This is a genomic window from Kitasatospora sp. NPDC088779 (genome assembly GCF_040685395.1).
GTDB lineage: Bacteria > Actinomycetota > Actinomycetes > Streptomycetales > Streptomycetaceae > Kitasatospora.
Window position 1 is genome coordinate 118247 of sequence record NZ_JBFBHW010000008.1, and the last position, 19004, is coordinate 137250.

The following is a 19004-nucleotide window of genomic DNA, read 5'->3' on the forward strand; positions in this document are numbered from 1 at the left end:
CTACCTCCTGCTGAGCTGTCGCGCCCCGAGGGCCGAGGCACGGGCGATCTCCTGCGACCCGATCTGGACCACCACGTCCCGCCCGGCGACGTCGCGCAGCAGCGACACCAGGTCATCGGTTCCGGGGCGGTCGGTCCAGGCACCGGAGTTGACCGGAGCCATCGCCGCACCCGTACCGACGAGGGCCGGGATGTCCATCGTCAAACCCGACAACTGTCGGTGCAGGGAGGGGAGTTGGTCGGTAATACCGGCCTGGAATCCCCGGATGATCAAGCGGCCGTTCGGCGCGAGGATCTTGCGGTCCTTGGCCGGCGGGCCCTTCCAGTCCGGCAGCAGGTCCGTCACGGCCCGCAGCTTGCTCTTCACCTTCTCGACGCCGTGGTCGATCCCGCGCAACAGGCCGCCGAGCAGGTCCTTACCCGCACCGAGCAGCAGCGAGCCGATGTCGCCCAGGGCGGACAGCAGGCGGCCCGGCAGCCCGGCGAAGTACTGCACGGTGGTGTTGAACCCGCCGTCGATGGCAGCGGTGAACCCTGACAGGGCGGCACCTATGGTGTGGACGATGTCGCTGCCGAGCTGCTGGACCCGCCGCCACGCCGCCTGCGCCATGTCCCCGAAAAATCCGGGGATGCGCGCAAGTGATTCGCTCACGAAATTAGACATCTCGCGCAGCGTGGTGACAAAGTGCGTCTTGACGCCGGAAATCAGCTGCTTTCCGTGCTCCCAGGCTCCGGAGAAATCGCCCTGCAAAAGCGCGACGATCATCCGGAGAGCGGGAACGAGGACATTCGTCACAGCCGATGAGAAAACGTTGGCGAAAACTGCCGCGAGATCGCCGACGATTCCGACGATCTGAATGAAAAGCGGTAGCAGTGCGGTCAGCGCCTTGGACAGCAGGTCGCCCAGGACGACCAGGAGCGGAGCAACCGCGACCAGCAGCTCGGCGAAGCTGGCGCCGATCTGGACCAGGGACGGCTGTAGCGCCGCGAGCAGCTCAGACGCAAGCTGACCGCAGACCCCGAGAACGGTGGTCAGCGCGGCGAGGATGGGCCCGAGCAGCGCCGGTAGCTGCGCGAGGATCGGCGACAGCGCGCCGAGAAGAATTCCCGCCAACTGGGCAAAAAGCTGCCCGGCGAGAATAAGGGTGGGGCCCAGGAAAGTCGCGAGCTGCGCTATCAGCTGGGCGCCGATAGGCAGCACCAGCGCAAGCGCGGAAGCGACCGCGGAGACGGCCGGGCCAACGGCCGCAAAAAGCAGAGTCGCCAGCCCGGAAAGGGTCGGCGCCAAAACGGCCGCAGCCGCCTGGATCGGCCCGGCCAGAATGCCGACCAAATTGGCCAGCAGCGGGAGCGCGGCCTGAAGGGCGGCGCCCAGGACGCCGGAGACGACCGACCCGACGGCCGCCAGCGTCTGGAACAGCGCCGAGAACGCGGCCTGCGCCTCGGCCGTCCCGGTCAGCTGGGCGAGCTGCTTGGACAGCTCGGCAAGGACCGCGAGGACCCCGGCGCCGGCGGTCGCCGCCGGACCGAAGACGTTGCCGAGGACGATCCCGAGGTTCGCCAGCGTCGCGAAGAGCTGGCGTGCCTGCGCGATGGCGGACTCCAGGGTCCGCTGCATCGCCCCGGACTGGAACGCCTTGTCCATCCGGGCGGACATGCCCTCGATCCCGGCCGTAGCGCCAGCGGTGATCTTCGTGAACGCCGGGGCGGCTGCGGCGCCGATCTGCACCAGGCCCTGGACGACCAGGGCGGGCAACTGCGACAGGTTCGCCAGGGCGGAGTTCGCACCGGACAGCGCCTTGCCGAACGCGCCCGACGTGGCGAGCTGCGAGGCGGTCATCATGAGACCGATGCCCATGTCGTTGACCGACTGGGCCGCCGTGACCATCCCGGCCTTGAGCGGGGGCAGGACGTCCTTCGCCGTGCCCTTCAACTCGGCGGCGAGGCCGGTGAACAGCGTCGTCTGCGTCGACTTGCGGACGTCGTCCCAGGCCGGGCCAAGGGCCCGCACCTGCTGAACGAACGCCTTCGCGGGCGGGGTGAGCCTGGCGAACGCGTCGGCATCCCCGCCAAGGGCGTCCGAGACACCGGACATGCCGGTCTTGAGCACGCCGAACGCAAGGCCTGCGGCCAGGACGGCCGGGGCTGCCAGCGAGGCGGCGGGCGCCATGGAGACCAGACTCGACCCGACCCCGGCCAGGGACGGGATGGTCCCGGCCTTGGCGAGGGTGCCGCCGACGCTGCCGAGGACCCCCAGGAGCGCAGAGAAGCGACCGCGGGCGGGATCGCTGTCCTTGCCCAGGGCGGCGACGGAGGCCCGCAGGCTCTCCAGCTCGGAACGGTCCGCCTCGACCCGTGCCGGGATCGCCAAGGAAGTGGTGAGGTGGGCGAGTTCGGCCCGAAGGCGCCGCACCTCGTCCTCGTCCAGGAGCAGCCGGACCGGCATCAGGATGCGACCGTCCAGCTCCCGCATGGACTCGCGGGTGTCGGCGACCAGGCGCCGGTGGTCGACCACGGCCCGGATCTTGACCACGGCCCGGTTCTCGATCCGGTCCAGGTAGCGCTGGAGCGACTGCGCGAAGTTGGACGTGTTCGGCAGGACGCGGACGCTCAGACGTCCTGTCTCCCGCCCACCGGGCCCGGCCAAAGTGCCCCCCGGTGGTTGCGGTTACAGGGCGACGGCGAGCGGGTGGTGCGTGAGGTCCAGGGCGGGCCGCTTGCGTGCGGTGCTCGGTGTCTTCACCGGCTCGGGGTCGCGCTTGAGCTTGCCGCCGTTGACGCGGACGTTGTTGGCGTCGGCGAAGCGGACGGCGTTGAGAAGGTGCGCGAGCAGATGGGTCTGGAGGGTCCAGCCCCGGTGTTCAGGGCCTCCGGCGAGAGAGGCGGCAAGGGCCGATTCCTCGGGAAGGTGCTCGGCGAGCGCCCAGGCACGGCGCGGCGACAGGTGGCCCCGCCACACGTCGGCGAGGTCGAGGCCGTAGAAGCGCTGGAAGTCAGCCCGGAGGGCCGCGCCGTGTCCGGCCTCGATCAGCTCGCCGAGGCCGGCGCTTCCCCCGGCTGGGTGGCCTCCTGCCACGCCTCGATCACGCGCACGTGCATGGCCAGCGGCCAGTCCTCCATCTCGGCGGCCAGGGCCTTCGGATCGGAGGCGACCAGGAGCAGGAGGTCGCGCAGCTGCGGGGCGACGGTGTCGAGGTCGCCTTCACCGCCGTCATCGATGGCGCCGAGCAGGACGCGCGCGGAGGCCATGCCCTCGGTGGACAGCAGGAGCAGATTCCGCAGAGTCACGGACACCCCGGCCCGGGTGGTGACCGGTAGGCCGGTGTACTCCCGCTCGACCTCGGCCATGAGGTCGGCGCACGACAGGACGGTCAAGGACACTCCAAGGGGGTTGAGGGGGTACTAGGTTGAGTACCGGGTCACGGCGTGGTGGTGAGGGAGGCCCACTCGCCGATCGCGTTGCCGATGAGGGAGGAACCGAGGAATGTGCCCTTGATCGGGAAGCTCACGAAGTCGTCGCCGCTCATGCCGACGGCATCCGATCCGAGCAGGGACACCTTCGGGTGCCACAGCGGGAGGAACCGCTTGCCGTCCACGAGGATGATCAGGAGAGCGCGGGTCTGTGGGATCGGGTTGGCGGGGATGCGGAACGACCCGTCGGCCTGGACGGCCTCCGCGCCGGCGCCGAAGTAGAGGCGATACGTTTCTGCATCGGCCTGAATCGACTTCAGGCCGACCGAGTAGGTAACGGACGGCGTGGTGGTACGGAGCTTGGCGTTCTGCCAACTGCCCTTCACCTCGGGATCATCACCATCACGACCGAACTCCGGCAGGTCGTCGAGCGACGTGTGACCGATGTTGGTCCACTTCGCGCCCGGGTTCAACGGGTCCGTGATGGCGGTGGGCTTGGGCTCATCCGGTGCGGCGGTGAAGATGTAGCCGCCCGCCGGGACGATGACACTGGCGTCAGAAAGCGCCAACAGTGCACTCCTTAAGGGGACTTGGGATGTGGGCGCGTCGTGACGCGATACGTCGCCTGGAACCTGAACAGGTCCGGCCCGGCCGTCGGGGTGCCGGTGCGCAGCTCGGCCGGTCCGCTCGCCTCGGCCCCAGTGCTGAGGTAGCCGTCGAGGCCGGCGAACTGCGCGCGGCACGCGGCGAGGAGGACGGTGCGGGCGGTACGGGCCAGGAGGGAGGCCTCGCGCCGGGTGGATGCCGCGCACTGCACGTCGATGATCGCCGCGTCCACCCCGGCCGAGCTGGAGGCGGCCCCGTCCACGCGCCGGGCAACGACCAGGGGCAGGTGGGTGGACCAGTCGTCGGGCCACAGGACCCGGACGGTTGCCCCGGGGAGCCCGGCGCGCAGGGCGTCGGTGATCAGGGCGTCGGTGTCGGGGAGGATGGGGATCACGTCATCGCCGCCTCGATGGCGTGGATGCCGGGAATGAACCGGCCGTCGGGGGCGAGGTGGCCGTAGTTGATCGAGACGACGGCGGGGTCCGCGATGGACACGGTGGAGTCGGTGCGGTCTACCTCGACCTTGAGGGAGGCGGCCAGGGCGCCGGTCGCGACGTGGGTGGCGACGACGGCCCGCACGAGGGCGGCGCGGCGCTCCAGCTCGGTGCGGATCTCCCGCCGCACCTCTGGGAGGTGGGCGACGACGGCGTTAGTGTTCGGCTTGACCTTGGCCAACCGCGTTCCCCCTCTTGCGGATCAGGGCCGCGTCGTAGGTGACGCGGCGGTTGCCCCGGTAGTGCTGGACCTCGCCGACCACCGTCCACGCGGCGCCGTCCCACTCCACCCGCGACCACGGGCCCGCCGGCAGGGACCGGCTCCAGAGCCGGTACAACGTCTCGGTGGTGAACCCGGCGTCGGCGGACTCCTCCGTGGTCGCGGGTCGAACGGAGGCCCACACGGTCACCGGGGCGCCGATGCCTGGCTGTGTGCCGCCGTACCCGTCGTCAACGTCGCGGACGGGGTGCACGATGAGACGTTCGCGGCCCCGGTCGATCAGGCTCACAGCGACCCGCCGAGGCCTGCGATCGGTACGGCGAACACGCCGCCCGCGACCCCGGCCGCCCCCCGGATCAGCCGCACCTCGCTCGTGGTCAGATCGACGCCGAGCGGACTGGAGGCGGGCAACTGGTAGGAGTAGGAACCCTGCTGCTCCATGCGGTACCCCTCCGGGTTGCGCACCCGGCGCTCCGCGGCCGCGAGAACGACGGAGCGAACCACGTCAGGGACCCGGGCAGGGTCGCTCCAGCCGAGGCCGTGAGCGCGGACCACGGCGGAGGCGTCCGCGAGGGCGGCCTCCGCCATGGTCAGATCGGGCCCGGTGAGCGGGTAGCCGAGGCGGGCGGTCAACTGGTCGACGGACGCCAGCGGACCGGGCACTACGGCGCCTTCGGCAGCGTCAGCTTCACCGCGCGCAGAAGGGCGGTCTTGCCCTTGTCTGCGGGCTTCCCCGTGCGAAGGGGGTCCGTCATGACGTTGAATCCGGCGTAGATGTTCACGATCGACCGGTCACGAAGCTTGTTGCTGTCGTAGTCCTTGATCCAACGCATGGACAGGCCGTTGTACGACTGAGAGGCACCGAAGGCGACACCCCCGGGGATGGCCGGGGCCCGGGTAGCGAGAACGAACGCGGACGGGACGAACGCGTAGGCGGTGGTCGGGTCGATCGCGTTGGAGGTGACGACGTTGAACCCGGCGAGCTTGCCCACGGTGGCGTCGCGGAGCGCGGAGTCGTCGCCGGACTGGTCAACCTTCGACAGCCGGTCCGACTTGAGAATGTTGGTCTCGACGTCGGAACCGACCAGCAGAGTTCGATCTTTGAAGTCGACGTTCTGCCGGTTCAGGACCGCGCGGGCGTCGATCACGCCGGACCACGGGTCCTTCGGGTCGATCGTGATGGTGTTGGTGTAGGTGGCGCCTTCAACCAAGGCGGCGACACCGTTGTCGATCGCACGGGCCACGGCGTTGACCTGCGGCGCGAGGACCTGCGAGCCGAAGTCCTTGATGTCGAGGGTGAGTTCCTCGTCGGTGACCTGGACCGCGCTGTAGATGTCCTTGTTGAGCTTGACATCGATGCTCGACTCGGTCAGTGAGTCGAGGACGATGTCGGCCGGGGCGTTCGCACGCCATTCCTGCTCGCGGGCGTCCAGGACGGCCGGGATGCGGATGGTGACGCTGTCGTTCTTGGCGCCGGTGAAGTCGAAACCCGCGTTGTTCCACACGAGGTTCGCGAGGACCAGCTCGCGCTCCAGCAGGCCGAGGGCGGTGGCGGCGATGGTCTCCGCCTTGAGGAACTGGTTAGCCAAGGGAACCTCCGAGGGGGTACTAGGTTGAGTACCGGTCAGTGCCGGCCACGGCGGACCAGGGCGGCAAGGGCGGCCGGGTCGGTCGGGTCTGGCTTGGTGTGTGGGTCGAGGCCGCCGGAACCAATGCCGGTGCCACGCTGGTGGTAGGCCGTCGACAGGGCCTTCGCGTGGGCCTCGCGCTCCTCGTCGGTGTCGCCCTGGACCAGGTCCGCGAAGACCTGTGGCAGGTTGTAGGTGCGGCTGAGACGTTCGCGGTGCAGCTCGGTTTCCAGCTCGGCGACACGGGCGGTGACCCGTTCGAACTCCTCGGGGGTCTTCGCGGCCTCCAAGGCCGTCTTGATCTCCTTGGCGCGGGTGCGGTACTTCGCCGCCTCCCGTCGTACGGCCGCCAGTTCGGAGCGGGCCCACTCGGGGAGGGCCGCCTCGTCTTGCTCGCCGTCCGTCGCCGTCTCGTCGGTTTCGGTGCCGGGGGTGTTCGGGTCGCTCTCCGTGCCCGGGTCGGTGTTCGACACAGTGGTCTCGTCCGTCTCGGTGCCGCTGTCTGCGGGTTCGGACGGGGTCGGCGGGGTGTTCATGGCGGCCTCCAGGGCGGTGAACGGGCCCACCACCGGGGCGGGCCGGGAAAGGGGAGGCGTCAGCCGGAGGTGCGACGTTTGGCGTCGTGGTGGCGGCGCCATGCCCTCATGGCCTCGGCGCCGCGCAGACCCTTGGTGACGGTCTTCCACTCCTCGCGGTACTGCGTCGCCGCCTCCGAGATGAGGAGAGTGCGCGAGTAGACCGGGACGGTCTGGCAATGGCACATCGCGTGGAACTTCTCGACGTCCTCCGGGTCGACCGGAAGATTGTCGGCGTCCTTCAACGCGGCCGACTTCCGGGATTTGTAGACGGCGCCACGGGAAGCGAGCATGGCGCACCAGGAACACGGGTCGTCGTCGGTGACCCGGGCCCAGCCCAGGACGCGGCGGTCCGTCCGGGAGGCGGCGGCGACCAGGTCCCGACCGCCCCGAAGGGCCTCGCGGTCGGCGGCCCCGGCGGCAACCGTCCCGGCGTCACCCATCGCCTGGTCGAGGTCGGCGAGGAAGGCCGGGGCGTCGAGCCGGTTGTCGAGGTCGGCGGTCAGCCGGTCGAGCGCCTGCCCGGCCCGCACGGGCCCGGTGACCGTGAGGGACGTCCGTGCAGCGAGGTCGTGGGCCTCGTCGTCCGCCTCGGGCCAGTCGAAGGGATCTAGGGCGATTGGGCGTCCGTCGTCCTCCTGGTGCTCCGCGGCCGTGCCGGCCAAGCTTGCCCATTCGGCGCGCAGGTCGCCCAGACGGACGGTGTGGGCGTCGTAACCGCCGTGCAGGGGCGGAACGGTGTGCCCGGTCTCCACGGCCCGCTGGAGGCGGTAGAACGCCGCTGCTACCTCCCTCGACCGGGCCCGCTCCTGGCGAACGAGGGCAAGGGTGGAAGCGAGCCAAACGCCCCCGGTGGCCGCGAGGGACCGGGGGGAGACCCGGGACCAGGCGGAAAGCGAACGGGCGGCGAGGCCAGAGCCCAGACGGGCCTGGGTCTGCCAGTACTCGGTGGTCAGGCGGATCGTTTCTGCCCTCACGCCGCACCCGCCGGGACGGGGACCTTGGCGAGGGAGTCGGCCAGGCGCATGGCCGGGTCGTCCTCGGCCTGCATTTGCGCCCAGTGCTCCTCGTCGGTCGCGGTGACGCCGGGAATGCGGCCCCAGACGCCGCGTACGGGCACGCCCAGCATCTGGACCATCTTGCCGAGGGCGTCCACGGTCTGCGACAACGACCGGGACTCGGCGTCCTTCCACGTCACCTGGCCGCGCGGGTCCGACTCGATGCCGAGCACCTGGGCACACAACCCGAGGACCAACTCCCAGCTCTCCCCGAAGCTGTGCTGCCATTCATCGATGGCGCGGAACATCGCCGCCTCCGCTGCTCCGAGGCCCTCGGCGGACATGTTCGCGACGGTGCCGTTCAGGAGGTGCTGGCCGGGCACCTGGGAGACGGCGGCGAGCTGACGCACGGCCAGCTCGATAGCCGCGATGTAGCCCTCCAACGGAGTCTCGTCGAGCTGCTGGAACTTGGTGTCCGGGTCCGGGGCGACGAGGAAGCGGGACGCGTCGGCCTGGATCGGCAGCACCTTCGGGCGGCCCGTCGCCGAGTCGTACACCGGCTCCCCGGTCTCCGGGTCGCGCACGATCTCCGGCGCCATCCCACTGATCGTGCGGACCTTGAATGCCCCGAACGTCTGGGACACCAGGAGATCGAACACGGACTGGTTGATCCGGTCCTGGAGCGGGATCACGCCCTCGATCACCCCGGTGACGCGGCCTTCGAGGTCGATGTCCGGGGCGAACCGGACGACAGGGCAGACGCCCAGGTTGTGCGGGGTGAAGCCGCGTACCCGCGTCCCCTCCTTGCCGCCGATCGACAGCGACGTGACCCCGGTGGCGTCGTAGAACCAGCCGAGGACGGCGGTGTCCGTGCTCTGCGGGACGGAGTCGACGCGCAACGCCCACAGCGGATGGGCATCGGCGGCCGGATCGTCGTAGAAGGCGATCATGCGACGTGGGCTCACGCCACGAATCACGGGGCGTCGCGGGTCGGCCGGGTGCGGGAGGACCGTCACCCAGGACTGCCCGAAGGCCAGCGCGGCACGGTGGATCTGCGCCTGCCGTGCGTCCATGCGTTCGGCCTGCCACGCCAACCACTCGGCCGGCGGTTCGGCGTCGGTCGCCCCGGATCGCCGGAAGCCCTCGACCGCCAACGCCTGCGCGGGTGTCTTCACCAGCAAGGGGAGCCAGTTGGAGACGGCCCGCTTGGCGAGGAGCTTGTACTCCTCGGTTGCGCTGCGCGGGGTGTAAGGGCCGTCGTGGTCGCCGCGGAGGTACCTGTCGACACGGTCCAGGCGGACGGTGTCGGCACGAAGCGTGTCGAGGCCCTTCTCCGCCCCGACGAGGGGAGTGATGATCGTGTCTGCCAAGGTCCCCCCGTGGGTTAGAAGAAGTACACCGTGCCCTCCCGCTCCTCGCGGCGGGTCTTGCCGGACTCGATCAGCCGGTGGCGGGCGAGGTCGGCCAGCAGGGTGGTTGCGTAGCCGTCGACCTTCCGGCCGGACTCGCGCGACGGCTTACCGAAGGACATTCCGAACCGGTTCGGCCGGCGCCGGGCGTTCAGGACGTGGCGGCGCAGGGTCTTCCCGAGCGGGAACTCCTCGCCGAGGTGAGGCAAGACGTGCTGCTCGATCGCGGCCATCAGCCGCTCGTTCGCGCGCGTCAACTCCTGGAGTCCGTTGCGCATGTCCCGGCCGACCGCAGATTGCGGAGACGCCCGGATGACAAGCTGACTGCCGAAGTCCTCCGACCACGAGTCGATGGCGGACTCCCACAGGGCGACGTCCGCAAAGAACGCCGAGACACGGTAAGTGGCGAAGGCGTTGCGTACGGCGCCGTCGACCGCCGAACGGTCGACTTCCCACCCTTCGCCCGCAGGCCCGTCAGGGGCCTCCCAGATGCCGAGCGGGACGAGGAGGCGGTCACGAACGCGCATGGCGCACAACGCCGTTGAGTCGTCGGTCTTGCCCCCGTCGAAGCCCAACACGACCTCGTCGCCGGGCGACAACGCACCATCCACGGTGCACGCCTCCCAGTCGGCCGGGTCGATCAACTGGTCCTCGGCGGTGACCAGTTGGTTGAGGAACATGCGCTGCGAGCGCGAGCGCGGCATGAGGCCGCTGTAGATGGTGGAGATGATCCAGTCGACGTCCAGCCATGCCGAGTCGCCCCGGGCGGCGATGATCCCCGCCCGAAGCTGCTCGGGGTCGCTCATGTCGACCGGCGGCGACTCCACCGAGTCGTAATAGACGCCGGAGTCCCGGGCCTTGCCCTCGCTGATCTTCGACCAGGAGTGCCACGACTGCTCCGCCACGCTGTCCTCGCCCGGGAGCGGAGCGTTCGTGATCTCCATCGTCCGGGCGCCACCGCCACGGGACTTGCCGACGTTGCCCGCGATGGTCATCGCCATCTCGTGCCCGCCGTTGGACGAGATCCAGTGATGGGTCTCGTTCATCAGAACGAAGGTGGCCCGGTAATCGGCCGCCCTCCAACGCGCGCGGCGAACTGGTGACGGCTTCAATCACCCCGCCCCGCGCCGAGTAGATGATCTCCTTGCCCAAGTCGAGGCCGTACTCGGCGATCAACGACTCCGAGAGCATCGACGGGAACAGCCGCATCGTGTTGCGCGTCTGGTCCTTCGAGACGGCGGCGATCTGCACCCACGCGGCCGAATGCGGCACCGCGATGGGCATTCCGTCGTCGTCCCACCCGCCGAAGCGGCACGGGCCAACGAACTCGGTCGCACAGATGGCCGCGAGGAACGGATCCTTACCCCAGCCCTTGAGCCGTCGGATCGTGCCCTGCCGGCGGACGAACGCGCCGTCGGCGTCGACCTCGAACCAGCGGAGCAGGATGCGGACCTGCTCCGGGGTGAAGCGGAACGGCCGTCCGGCGTCCGGCCCGTCGGGCTGGAGGAGGTAGCGGGAGACCCAGTCGAGGACGGCCCAGCCGAGGGTGCGGTTCGGCGGCGGAACGGTGTCCGGCCAGGTGCGGACCGGGGACAGCACCAGCACCGACCACCCCCTGGGTACTCAACCTGGTACCGGCTACGCGCTCCCGCCTTCGGCGGCCTGCCGGTACTGCTCCATGAGCACGAGGTGCGCAGCCTCGCGGGGGTCCTCGCCCTGATCCAGGCGCTCCAGCTCGACCCGGGCCCGACGGCGCGCGCCCTCGGTCGTCAACAGGTCGGTCATGCCGGACAGGACGGACTGAAACAACTGGGCGCTGAACTTGCCCTGTTGGAGGTTCCGGGACATGGCCTCGGCAATGTAGTACGCCGTGGACCAGTCGGACGCCTCGTAGAACTGCGCCTGCCCCGACTCCTTCAACGAGCGGAACCAGCGGGCGGCGATCGGGTGCCAGTCACCGGAAGCACGCGGCACCGCCGGGGCCTTGCCGGCGGAAGCGGTCACCAGGGAGGGACCGTCCTCGTTGCGGCGGCGTCGCTGAGAGGAACGTTTCGGCACCGGTCCGGGCATGGGGCACCCCCTCTTCGAAAGCGTGGTTAACCGGCGTTGTGGCGGTCGCGGACCCGCGTGAACCAGCAGGTCAGCCCCGGTTTGGCGGCCGTCCGGCGACCTTGGAACCCGTACAGAACCCGAGGTGCTATACGCCTTCGGGGGCCGAGACGGCCCGAAGGGGGTCACCCCCCAGGGCCCGCCGGGCCACCGGGCGGGCATGGCTATGCGGCCGTGCCTGCATGCCTATGCCCTGCGGTCACACACGGTCACAGGTCCGCTGGGTGTCGACCGACCGGCCTCGCCCGCCCCGCCCGGGGCCGTGCCGCCCGTGCCGCCGTGCCCTCACGAGCCGACTTTCGCGCGTGGTGCCAACGGCACAGCGCCTGCAAGTTGTCGAGGCTGTGGTCGTCGCCCGGCCGGATGTGGTCGACGTCCGTCGCCGCCTCCGTGCACCGGTCGCCATCACGAAGCGACGCAACGCAACGCCAACCGTCGCGACGTAGGACGCGTGCACGGATCGCCCGCCAGTTGGCAGGTAGCCGCGCCTTACGCGTGCTGCTGCTCCACGGCACGTTCCACCCCCGAGACCACCCCGGATGCAAATCAGTGCCCGGGGCTTTTGTTTGACAATTCGTCACGAAAGGACGACATGATCGAAATCAACGACGGCGCCACCTTCGGCGCCATCGCCGCCACGCTGTACGCCGCCCACAAGTGGGCCGACCTCGCGGTTCAAACGGACGCCCAAGCGGCGCGGAAGGGACGGCCGGGGGAAGAGAACCCCGCGACGGCCGCACAGTCGTGGCGGGCCCTGATCGCCCATGTGGTGAGCTATCACCTGGTGATGGCGGCGATGCTCGCCGTCGTTGTGCTCGTCCTCGACCTCCCGGTCACTTTGACCGGAGCCTCTGCCGGCCTCGCGTGGTCGGCGATCACCCACGGATTCCTGGACAGGCGCTGGCCGATCAGGGCGTGGATGCGCCGCACCGGGAGCCGGGACTTCGCGGAACAGCCCTTCGGCCGGTTCCAGGTCGACCAGGCGTGGCACGTGCTGTGCCTGTGGCTGTCGGCGCTGCTGATCACCCTGCTGTGACGCCTGCCTCTCAGGGCCCGTGCCGGTGCGGAGCGCTGTCCAGCGCAGGGCGGCCGGATGCCAAGCGCGGCGGGCGGGGTTTTCGGGGCGCGGGATACCTCGGATCTACTCGGCCAGCAGGGGATCCGGCTTTAGTTCACCCGTTCGAGTGGTTGAGGTGTTTCGGGTGATCACGGTGGGCACTGCTTCGGGCGACAAGAAGTCGCAGAGAGATGAGATGACCATGGATGTAAGTACTGTCACGCTGAAGCAGTTCCAGCGGTGGCTTCTCGTGGCCGACTCGCGCGAGGACGGCCTTCCGTTCGCGGACGGCAGGGTCAGCAAGGAGGAGTGGCTCGCCTATGCCCGGAGTGACCGGGGCATGTTCGAGGGACTGTGGAACGAGCAGGAAGCCGCCAAGCTCTTCGATGACCTCGACTCAGACAAATCCGGTTTCCTCGACCGGGAGGACGCCAGGGCCGTGGCGGAGCGCGAGTGGGCCGCACGCGAGGCGTCCACCCTCAGGGTCAACAAGCTCAAGGAGCCCTATCCCACCGGAGAGGTGCGGATCATCAACACCAAGCTGGAACAGTCCACTGGCGGTCAGTATCAAGACGGAGTCATCAAGAAGGTTTGGCACGGCAACGGTGGCGATGACGACTACGGGGTCACGCTGTACCAGCCCGTTTACGGCAAAGAGGTGAACGTCTACCCCAGGGGCTCGGATGTCGTCGTCGAGGCCACGAGGAACGCCGGCTACGCCAGCGAGGCCAAGGACAACCAGCGTGAAAAGGAGCGTAACTCCTGGACGAACTAGGGAAGTCCTCCTACGCTGACGCGTTTAGTTAGTTCTCCTGTTGCCCCGGTGCGGACCCGTCAGAGCCCGTGCCGGGGCGTCGTGCTGTCATAACGGCGGCGCTTCGCCCGAAACTCCCGCCGCGTTTTCGCCGCATGGCATGCGTGGCAGAGGAGTTGGACGTTTCCGGCCACGTCCTCACCGCCGTGGGCGATGGGTGTGATGTGGTCGACGTCGAGGGCGGTGGCGATGTGCGATGACCCGCAATGGGTGCACACGCCACCGCCGTTGGCGTTCAGGGTGCGGCGGAGGTCGGCGGCGGCGTCGTAGCGCCGGGCAACGTCCCTCCACTGCCGGTACCGGGCCCTGAACGCCCCGCCCGCCGTGAACGCCCGGTGGTGGTCGTCGCAACGTCCCCGGCGGGTCGCTGGGACGGCGCAGTCGAGGCACGGGGCGGCGCGGGTCACGCTGCCGTCCCCTTGACCGCCTCGGTTGCCGCCCGCGGGTCGCCCTTGACGAACGTCAGCACGTACTGGTGGATACGGCCGAACTTCCGCGACCGGGTCCACTGCGCCGGCAGGCGCATCGCCATGGTGCCGATGGTGTTCATGAGAACGCCGTCGTTGTACAGGCGGGCCCCGGCGCGCTCATGGGCGGCGATGGTGTGCTGGACAAGGCCCCGGATCATCCCGGCCCGGTCCCGCACCTCACCGACCACCCAGGTCGAGAACCTGTCGTCGGCCAGGCACCGCACCGACTCCGCGATGATCGCCTCGTACGCCTTCGTGAAGTCGTCCCACGACATCGCCGACAGGTCGGCCGGGTCATCGGAGTAGACCTCAAGATCGTGGTACGGCGGGCACGTGAAGACGTGGTCGAACCCGCCACTCGGCAACTCCGGAAGGACGTCGGCGGCGTCCCCGGTAATCCACTCGGGATCGGCGGCCAGGAGATCGCGGGTGCGCCAGTCGTCGGCGGTGTCCCGGTTCACCGCCACCTGACCAGGGGACAGATCAACCCCGGTGTACCGGTAGCCGCCGTTCCCGGCGACGAGGCCACGGACGGCACCCCCGGCGAACGGGTCGAGGATCGTGCCGCCCGGCGGGCAGTACCAGTGGTAGTCGGCCTCGGCGAGGACCGGGTCGAAGACGCTCGGTGCCACCCCGTAGCCGGTACCGCCGAAGTTGCCCGGGAGCCGGTACAGCTCCACGTCCTCACGACCGGCGGCACCCCCAAGCCCGAGGTCCTTCCACTCCCGGCGCCGGTTGATCCACGGGCCAAGCTCACTGCGGTAGATGCTGAACGGTGAGATACCGGCCACAGGGCCGTATCGATTCTCGGTCGCTGCCATGACCCCCCTGGGTACGAGGTTGAGTACCCGCAGGGCGGGCGATGAGTGGGGGTTCCGGCGGGAATCGAACCCGCGCTACCCCCGGGCTGGGGGCGGCCTTGCCGGTTAGCCGACGGAACCTGGACGCCCGGGTGTCGTCACGGGCTGCGCGAACGGGCCCTCGGACCGCCGGCCCCCGGGGGGTGCGCGGGAATCCCGCTCGCAACCGCTGGGGGGCGCATGGGTAGAGCGGGGCGGGACGGGGAGACGGCCCGATGTCGAAATGTCGAAGTGACGACGGCCCCGGGTAAACCCCCTAAGAAATGCGATCTGTACCGGGGGTGGGGTGCATTCCTACATAACTACATAAACCGCAGGTCAGATCCGGTGTGATCGGCTGTCGCTGTGTAGGCGGCCCGTGGGCCATCCCGGCCGGTCCCCATGGTTCGTTACCGTGTCGTGACCTTACTGCCGGCGGAGGGCCCCCTCGCAGTCCCGACACCGGAGGTCGGAGAGGGCGGGCGGGTACCACGGTTCGCCCGGCCGGGCGGGGGCGTAGTGCGCATGCTCCATCGGCGTGGTGTCCCGGCCGCACAGCGTCCACGCCTGCGGGTCCTCCGGCGCATCCGGGTCGGCCCCGGCGGCGTGGACGAGGAGGACGGCCGGGCCCACACCGTGGGCCCCGAGGTCCCCGGTCGGTTCAAGCTCAAAGAGGACGACGATCGTGGCCATACCCCGACCCTGACCCACGACGACCCGGCCCGCACCCCGGCCACCGCGCGCGGGCATGCAAACGGCCCGCCACCGGATGATGTCCGATGACGGGCCGTATGTGGCTAGGCAGTGGTGAGCTCCGGCGGCTTCTCGGCGGTAATGGCCGGGACCGCCTTCCGCTTCTCAAGGGGTGGCTGGCCCCACTCGATCAGCAGCCGTCCGGCTGGGTGGTTGTTCTTGCGGACCGTTACCCGGAGGCCCTTGTCCTCCAGAAGCCTCCGCTTCGTGTCCTCCGTCGCATCCGCCCACAGATCGCCCATCTGAAGCCCGGTGGGTACGTACGTCGTCTTGATTTCCGGGTCGTGTTTGGCCTCTACGCGTTCGATCGTGGCGTCGATCTCCTGCAACTTGGCGGCGAGGTCCGCTACGCTCGGGCCCGCAATGCTGGCGATGGCTTCCACGATGCGTGTCCGGGTGGCGGCCAGGTCAAGCAGAGTGGCCGAGTGGTCGATGCCACCCTGGTGCACCGCTCGCATGACCGGGTCTTGCCCGAATGCCTTGAGGAACGCGCGTTCCACCTGTGGCTCGACTATGTCCGCATTGATCGCCCAGTGCCCGTTGCTGCATTGGTAAGTGGGCTTGCCCTTCCTACCCACGCCGCCCGAGAAGCGCCCCATGCAGCGGTCGCAGATCATCAGGGCGGCCAAGAGAGGAGCCGCCTCTCTAAACACCCTTTCCCCGACGGCCAGTTCATCGAGCCGAGCGTGCAGACGGGCGAGGGTCACTGCATCGATGATCTCCGGTCCGAACTGGACCGGGGTCACGCCGTCCTTTTGGACGATGAGTTCTCCCTTGTGCTTGCGCCATCCGCGCAAGGTCACGCCCTTAACGAGATTCCGCCACGCCTGGCGACCGATGGGGAGGGGCTTCGAGGACGAAACGAGGGACCCGCCCGCCAAGAGGTCCGCAATCCCCGCGAGAACCAACGGAACCAGCGAGCTGTCGGCGTCCAGGTACGCAGGCGCCTTTGGATGCTCTCGCACGATCTTGTACGGAAGGGGCGGGGGTCCGCCAGACCAACGACCCTGTTCCCGTCGTTCCTGGTGGGCCGCGAGGATACGTTCCGTCATCATCTGCCGCTCCCACTCAGCGAGTGCCACGAGTATGAGGGCGATGAGACGACCACCGGGGGTGCCGGTGTTGAGTTCACCGTCGGCGGTGGCGAGGATGACGCGATTGTTGGGCGTCTCCGCCCACGCTACGAGGTTTAGGAACTCACGGACGCTACGGCTGTACCTGTCCAACTTCCATGCCCAAACATGGGTTGGCCGGTAGGCCATGAGAGACGACATGCCGTCACGGTCGGACAGCGGCGTCACGCCGCTCACGCCGTCGTCAATGAAGACCTCCGCCTTCTCCGGGTCGAACCCGGCGGCGCGGATGCTGTCCTTGCAAGCGCGGAGCTGGACGTCGAGGGAGGTGGAGGCGTCGTCAGAGCGGGAGAGCCGGAGGCTAATCGCGATGCGGGCCTTGGGCTGGAAGGTGGCCGGGATATTCATGGTGGCCGGGGAGTGCACGGGTCATTCCTGCCTCACGGGAAGGTGCAACCCGACGGGTATATAGCTAGAGGGCGAGGTGCCAGGTGCCCGGGTTGATCGGGCCGGGGAGGTAGCCGGGGGTCGCGGTGTCGCGGGCGAGGCTGAACTCGGTACGGAAACCGCCGGACCAGCCGCGGAACCCGGGGCCGCCGAGGTCGGTGCCGCGTTCGTCGAAGATGCCGATGTCGCAGGAGTTGCCGGGGGTGCCGGCCGGGACCGGGGGCTTGTCGTAGCCGTAGCTGACGGCGATCTCGCGGACACCGGCGGGGACTTCGACGGGGAGGTGGACGAAGTCGGGGGAGCCGGTGGGGAGGTGGCCGGTGAGGGTGAGGGTCCGCTCGGTGCCGGGGGTGCCGGGTGCGCCGGGTGCGTCGGGTGCGGAGGCGGCGGCGGGGGTGGTCGCGGCCAGGCCGAGGGCGGCGGCGGCTCCGGTGGTGAGGCCGGTGCGGAGGAGGTCGCGACGGGCGGGGCGTGGGGTGTCGTGGTCGGCGGGCATCGGGTCCTCCGGGGCAGGGCGGGCGGGGTCCGTTCGGCTCCTTACCCGTGGCGGTGAATCAGGGGTGAGCCGGGGCCCACGGGCGGGGGGCGGCTCGGTGAAGGGGGTCGCCGTCGGCCGGGTCGGCGAGTTGCGGGCGGTGACGAATAGTCCGTTCATATTCATAGCGAGCGGATCGGATCATCGCGGAGGAGACGGGTGTGGCACTGAGTCGGCGGGCGCTGCTGGCGGCGGTGGCCGGGGGCACGCTGGCGGGGTGCGGGCCCTCGGCGGGCGGCGGGGCGGCGGCCCCGGCGGCCTCGGTGGCTTCCGCTTCGGTTTCCGAGGCCGCCGAGGCCGCCGAGGCCTCCGAGGCCTCGGCGATATCGGCGGCGACGCCGTCGGAGCCCCCGACGCCCGCCCCGACCACCCCGACCACCCCGACCGCTGCGCCCGGGCGCCCGGAGCCGACCCGGGCCGAGCTGGTCGCCCGGTACGGCGGCGCCGAGCCGAAGCAGTGGGGGATGGAGGTCACCGGGGTGATCACCGAGCTGCCCGCCGGCGAGATCGCGATGGCGCTCACCTTCGACGCCTGTGGCGGCCCCGGCGGGAACGGGTACGACGCCGACCTGATCGACTTCCTGCGGAAACGTTCCGTCCCCGCCACGCTCTTCCTGAACGCCCGCTGGATCGACGCCAACCCGGACGTGTTCGAGCAGCTCGCCGCCGACCCGCTCTTCGAGATCGGCAACCACGGCACCGTCCACCGCCCGCTCTCGGTCACCGGCCGCTCCGCCTACGGCATCGCCGGCACCGGTGGCGTCGGCGAGGTGTACGACGAGGTCGCGGGCAACGCGCACAAGCTCGCCGGGCTGCTCGGCCGCCCGGTGCGCTTCTTCCGCTCCGGCACCGCGCACTACGACGACGTCGCCGCCCGGGTGGTCGCCGACCTGGGGGAACGCGCCGCGGGCTTCACCGTGAACGGCGACGGCGGGGCGACGCTCAGCGCCGTCGAGGTGCGGCAGGAGATCGCGGCGGCCCCGCCCGGGGCGATCGTGATCTGCCACATGAACCACCCGGGCGGCGGTACCGCCCCCGGGGTGGTGGCGGCGGTGCCGGGGCTGCTGGCGGCGGGGCGGCGCTTCGTCCGGCTGTCGGACGTGATGCGGTGAGGCGCGGGCGTGCCGCGCTGCGGCGACGTGCGCGGACCGCGTTGCGGCGTTAGGCCAGTCGGAGGCCTCCCGGGTGCTCCTCCTCGATGATCCGGACCAGCCAGTCGAACACCGTCGGCCCCTTGCCGGCCCTGGCGGCGGCGAGGTCGGCGCGGACGTGCTCGCGGTTGGCGGGGTGGCAGTGGGCCAGCCGCAGTTCCAGCTGGCGGACCGTCTCGGGGTAGCCGAGGTTGCGCCGGGAGACCGCGTGGTCGCGCCACTCGATCAGGTAGTCGCCGTCCTCGGGGGTGCCGTAGCCGCCGCGCAGGCAGTCGGCGAAGGCGTCGAGGTTCCGGCCGAAGTAGCCGTCGCTGCCGATGGTCTCACCGACCACGTCCCAGAAGTCGTCCAGCGTGTGGATCCGGGTGCCAGCTATCACATAGGTCACGGTCACGGGGTCGAGGATATGCCGAGTG

22 protein-coding genes, 1 tRNA gene and 1 pseudogene are annotated in these 19004 nt (G+C 69.9%); 3 read left to right on the forward strand and 21 right to left on the reverse strand.

Annotated elements, in window-relative coordinates; genetic code table 11:
- The 14 genes from AB0P03_RS09955 to AB0P03_RS10020 form a co-directional block, all read right to left on the reverse strand.
- A complete protein-coding gene (locus AB0P03_RS09955; RefSeq protein ID WP_363628315.1) occupies positions 1-2646 on the reverse strand; it encodes a hypothetical protein in 2646 nt (881 codons plus the stop codon).
- 21 nt (positions 2647-2667) lie between these two features.
- Positions 2668-3075 carry a hypothetical protein gene (locus AB0P03_RS09960; protein ID WP_363628317.1) on the reverse strand — a complete coding sequence of 136 codons (408 nt, stop codon included), beginning with the start codon at positions 3073-3075 and terminating at the stop codon, positions 2668-2670.
- Entirely contained in the window at positions 3027-3374 is a 348-nt protein-coding gene (locus AB0P03_RS09965; RefSeq protein ID WP_363628319.1) for a phage tail assembly protein, read from the reverse strand. The genes AB0P03_RS09960 and AB0P03_RS09965 overlap by 49 nt, the downstream gene beginning before the upstream one ends.
- A gap of 44 nt (positions 3375-3418) precedes the next feature.
- Positions 3419-3979: a hypothetical protein gene (locus tag AB0P03_RS09970; RefSeq protein WP_363628321.1), complete on the reverse strand. Its 561-nt coding sequence runs from the start codon at positions 3977-3979 to the stop codon at positions 3419-3421.
- Between the two features lie 11 nt (positions 3980-3990).
- Positions 3991-4410 carry a hypothetical protein gene (locus AB0P03_RS09975; protein ID WP_363628323.1) on the reverse strand — a complete coding sequence of 140 codons (420 nt, stop codon included), beginning with the start codon at positions 4408-4410 and terminating at the stop codon, positions 3991-3993.
- The gene (locus tag AB0P03_RS09980; RefSeq protein ID WP_363628324.1) at positions 4407-4691 is read right to left on the reverse strand and encodes a DUF5403 family protein; all 285 of its coding nucleotides are present in this window, start codon (positions 4689-4691) and stop codon (positions 4407-4409) included. Before AB0P03_RS09980 ends, AB0P03_RS09975 begins: the two co-directional genes overlap by 4 nt.
- Positions 4666-4983 carry a head-tail adaptor protein gene (locus AB0P03_RS09985; protein WP_363628326.1) on the reverse strand — a complete coding sequence of 106 codons (318 nt, stop codon included), beginning with the start codon at positions 4981-4983 and terminating at the stop codon, positions 4666-4668. The genes AB0P03_RS09980 and AB0P03_RS09985 overlap by 26 nt, the downstream gene beginning before the upstream one ends.
- A 32-nt stretch (positions 4984-5015) precedes the next feature.
- Positions 5016-5393, reverse strand: coding sequence for a hypothetical protein (locus tag AB0P03_RS09990; RefSeq protein WP_363628328.1), 378 nt, complete (start codon positions 5391-5393; stop codon positions 5016-5018).
- Complete coding sequence (locus AB0P03_RS09995; RefSeq protein WP_363628330.1) at positions 5393-6319, reverse strand: P22 phage major capsid protein family protein; 927 nt, start codon at positions 6317-6319, stop codon at positions 5393-5395. The genes AB0P03_RS09990 and AB0P03_RS09995 overlap by 1 nt, the downstream gene beginning before the upstream one ends.
- 35 nt (positions 6320-6354) lie before the next feature.
- Positions 6355-6894 (reverse strand): hypothetical protein, encoded by a 540-nt coding sequence (locus AB0P03_RS10000; RefSeq protein WP_363628331.1) that lies wholly within the window; start codon positions 6892-6894, stop codon positions 6355-6357.
- A 59-nt stretch (positions 6895-6953) separates the two neighbouring features.
- Complete coding sequence (locus tag AB0P03_RS10005; RefSeq protein ID WP_363628333.1) at positions 6954-7910, reverse strand: hypothetical protein; 957 nt, start codon at positions 7908-7910, stop codon at positions 6954-6956.
- Complete coding sequence (locus tag AB0P03_RS10010) at positions 7907-9301, reverse strand: phage portal protein (RefSeq protein ID WP_363628335.1); 1395 nt, start codon at positions 9299-9301, stop codon at positions 7907-7909. Before AB0P03_RS10010 ends, AB0P03_RS10005 begins: the two co-directional genes overlap by 4 nt.
- A 14-nt stretch (positions 9302-9315) precedes the next feature.
- Positions 9316-10386 carry a terminase gene (locus AB0P03_RS10015; protein ID WP_363628337.1) on the reverse strand — a complete coding sequence of 357 codons (1071 nt, stop codon included), beginning with the start codon at positions 10384-10386 and terminating at the stop codon, positions 9316-9318.
- Positions 10387-10978: 592 nt separating this feature from the next.
- Positions 10979-11344 carry a hypothetical protein gene (locus AB0P03_RS10020; RefSeq protein ID WP_363628339.1) on the reverse strand — a complete coding sequence of 122 codons (366 nt, stop codon included), beginning with the start codon at positions 11342-11344 and terminating at the stop codon, positions 10979-10981.
- Between the two features lie 697 nt (positions 11345-12041).
- Between AB0P03_RS10020 and AB0P03_RS10025 the strand changes: the two genes are divergently transcribed.
- Both AB0P03_RS10025 and AB0P03_RS10030 read left to right on the forward strand, forming a co-directional pair.
- Positions 12042-12485, forward strand: coding sequence for a DUF3307 domain-containing protein (locus AB0P03_RS10025; RefSeq protein ID WP_363628341.1), 444 nt, complete (start codon positions 12042-12044; stop codon positions 12483-12485).
- Positions 12486-12651: 166 nt separating this feature from the next.
- Positions 12652-13281, forward strand: coding sequence for a hypothetical protein (locus AB0P03_RS10030; RefSeq protein ID WP_363628343.1), 630 nt, complete (start codon positions 12652-12654; stop codon positions 13279-13281).
- Positions 13282-13340: 59 nt separating this feature from the next.
- Here AB0P03_RS10030 and AB0P03_RS10035 read toward each other — a convergent pair whose 3' ends face one another.
- The 6 genes and pseudogenes from AB0P03_RS10035 to AB0P03_RS10060 all read right to left on the reverse strand — a co-directional run.
- On the reverse strand, positions 13341-13829 hold the full coding sequence (locus tag AB0P03_RS10035) for an HNH endonuclease signature motif containing protein (RefSeq protein WP_363628345.1): 489 nt from the start codon (positions 13827-13829) through the stop codon (positions 13341-13343).
- Complete coding sequence (locus AB0P03_RS10040; protein ID WP_363628347.1) at positions 13724-14611, reverse strand: class I SAM-dependent methyltransferase; 888 nt, start codon at positions 14609-14611, stop codon at positions 13724-13726. Before AB0P03_RS10040 ends, AB0P03_RS10035 begins: the two co-directional genes overlap by 106 nt.
- Before the next feature lie 46 nt (positions 14612-14657).
- Positions 14658-14731: transfer RNA gene (locus tag AB0P03_RS10045), tRNA-Gly, on the reverse strand.
- 324 nt (positions 14732-15055) lie between these two features.
- A complete protein-coding gene (locus AB0P03_RS10050) occupies positions 15056-15322 on the reverse strand; it encodes a hypothetical protein (protein WP_363628349.1) in 267 nt (88 codons plus the stop codon).
- Positions 15323-15426: 104 nt separating this feature from the next.
- Complete coding sequence (locus AB0P03_RS10055) at positions 15427-16881, reverse strand: recombinase family protein (RefSeq protein ID WP_363628351.1); 1455 nt, start codon at positions 16879-16881, stop codon at positions 15427-15429.
- A 49-nt stretch (positions 16882-16930) separates the two neighbouring features.
- Positions 16931-17311, reverse strand: a pseudogene (locus AB0P03_RS10060) (phosphoesterase); the annotation flags it as partial.
- 287 nt (positions 17312-17598) lie between these two features.
- On the opposite strand from AB0P03_RS10060, the gene AB0P03_RS10065 reads away from it, so the two are divergent.
- Positions 17599-18549, forward strand: a complete 951-nt coding sequence (locus AB0P03_RS10065) for a polysaccharide deacetylase family protein (protein ID WP_363628353.1) — start codon at positions 17599-17601, stop codon at positions 18547-18549.
- A 49-nt stretch (positions 18550-18598) separates the two neighbouring features.
- Here the strand turns inward: AB0P03_RS10065 and AB0P03_RS10070 are convergent, their stop codons facing one another.
- Positions 18599-18982: a barstar family protein gene (locus tag AB0P03_RS10070; RefSeq protein ID WP_063346419.1), complete on the reverse strand. Its 384-nt coding sequence runs from the start codon at positions 18980-18982 to the stop codon at positions 18599-18601.
- Positions 18983-19004: the final 22 nt, after the last annotated feature.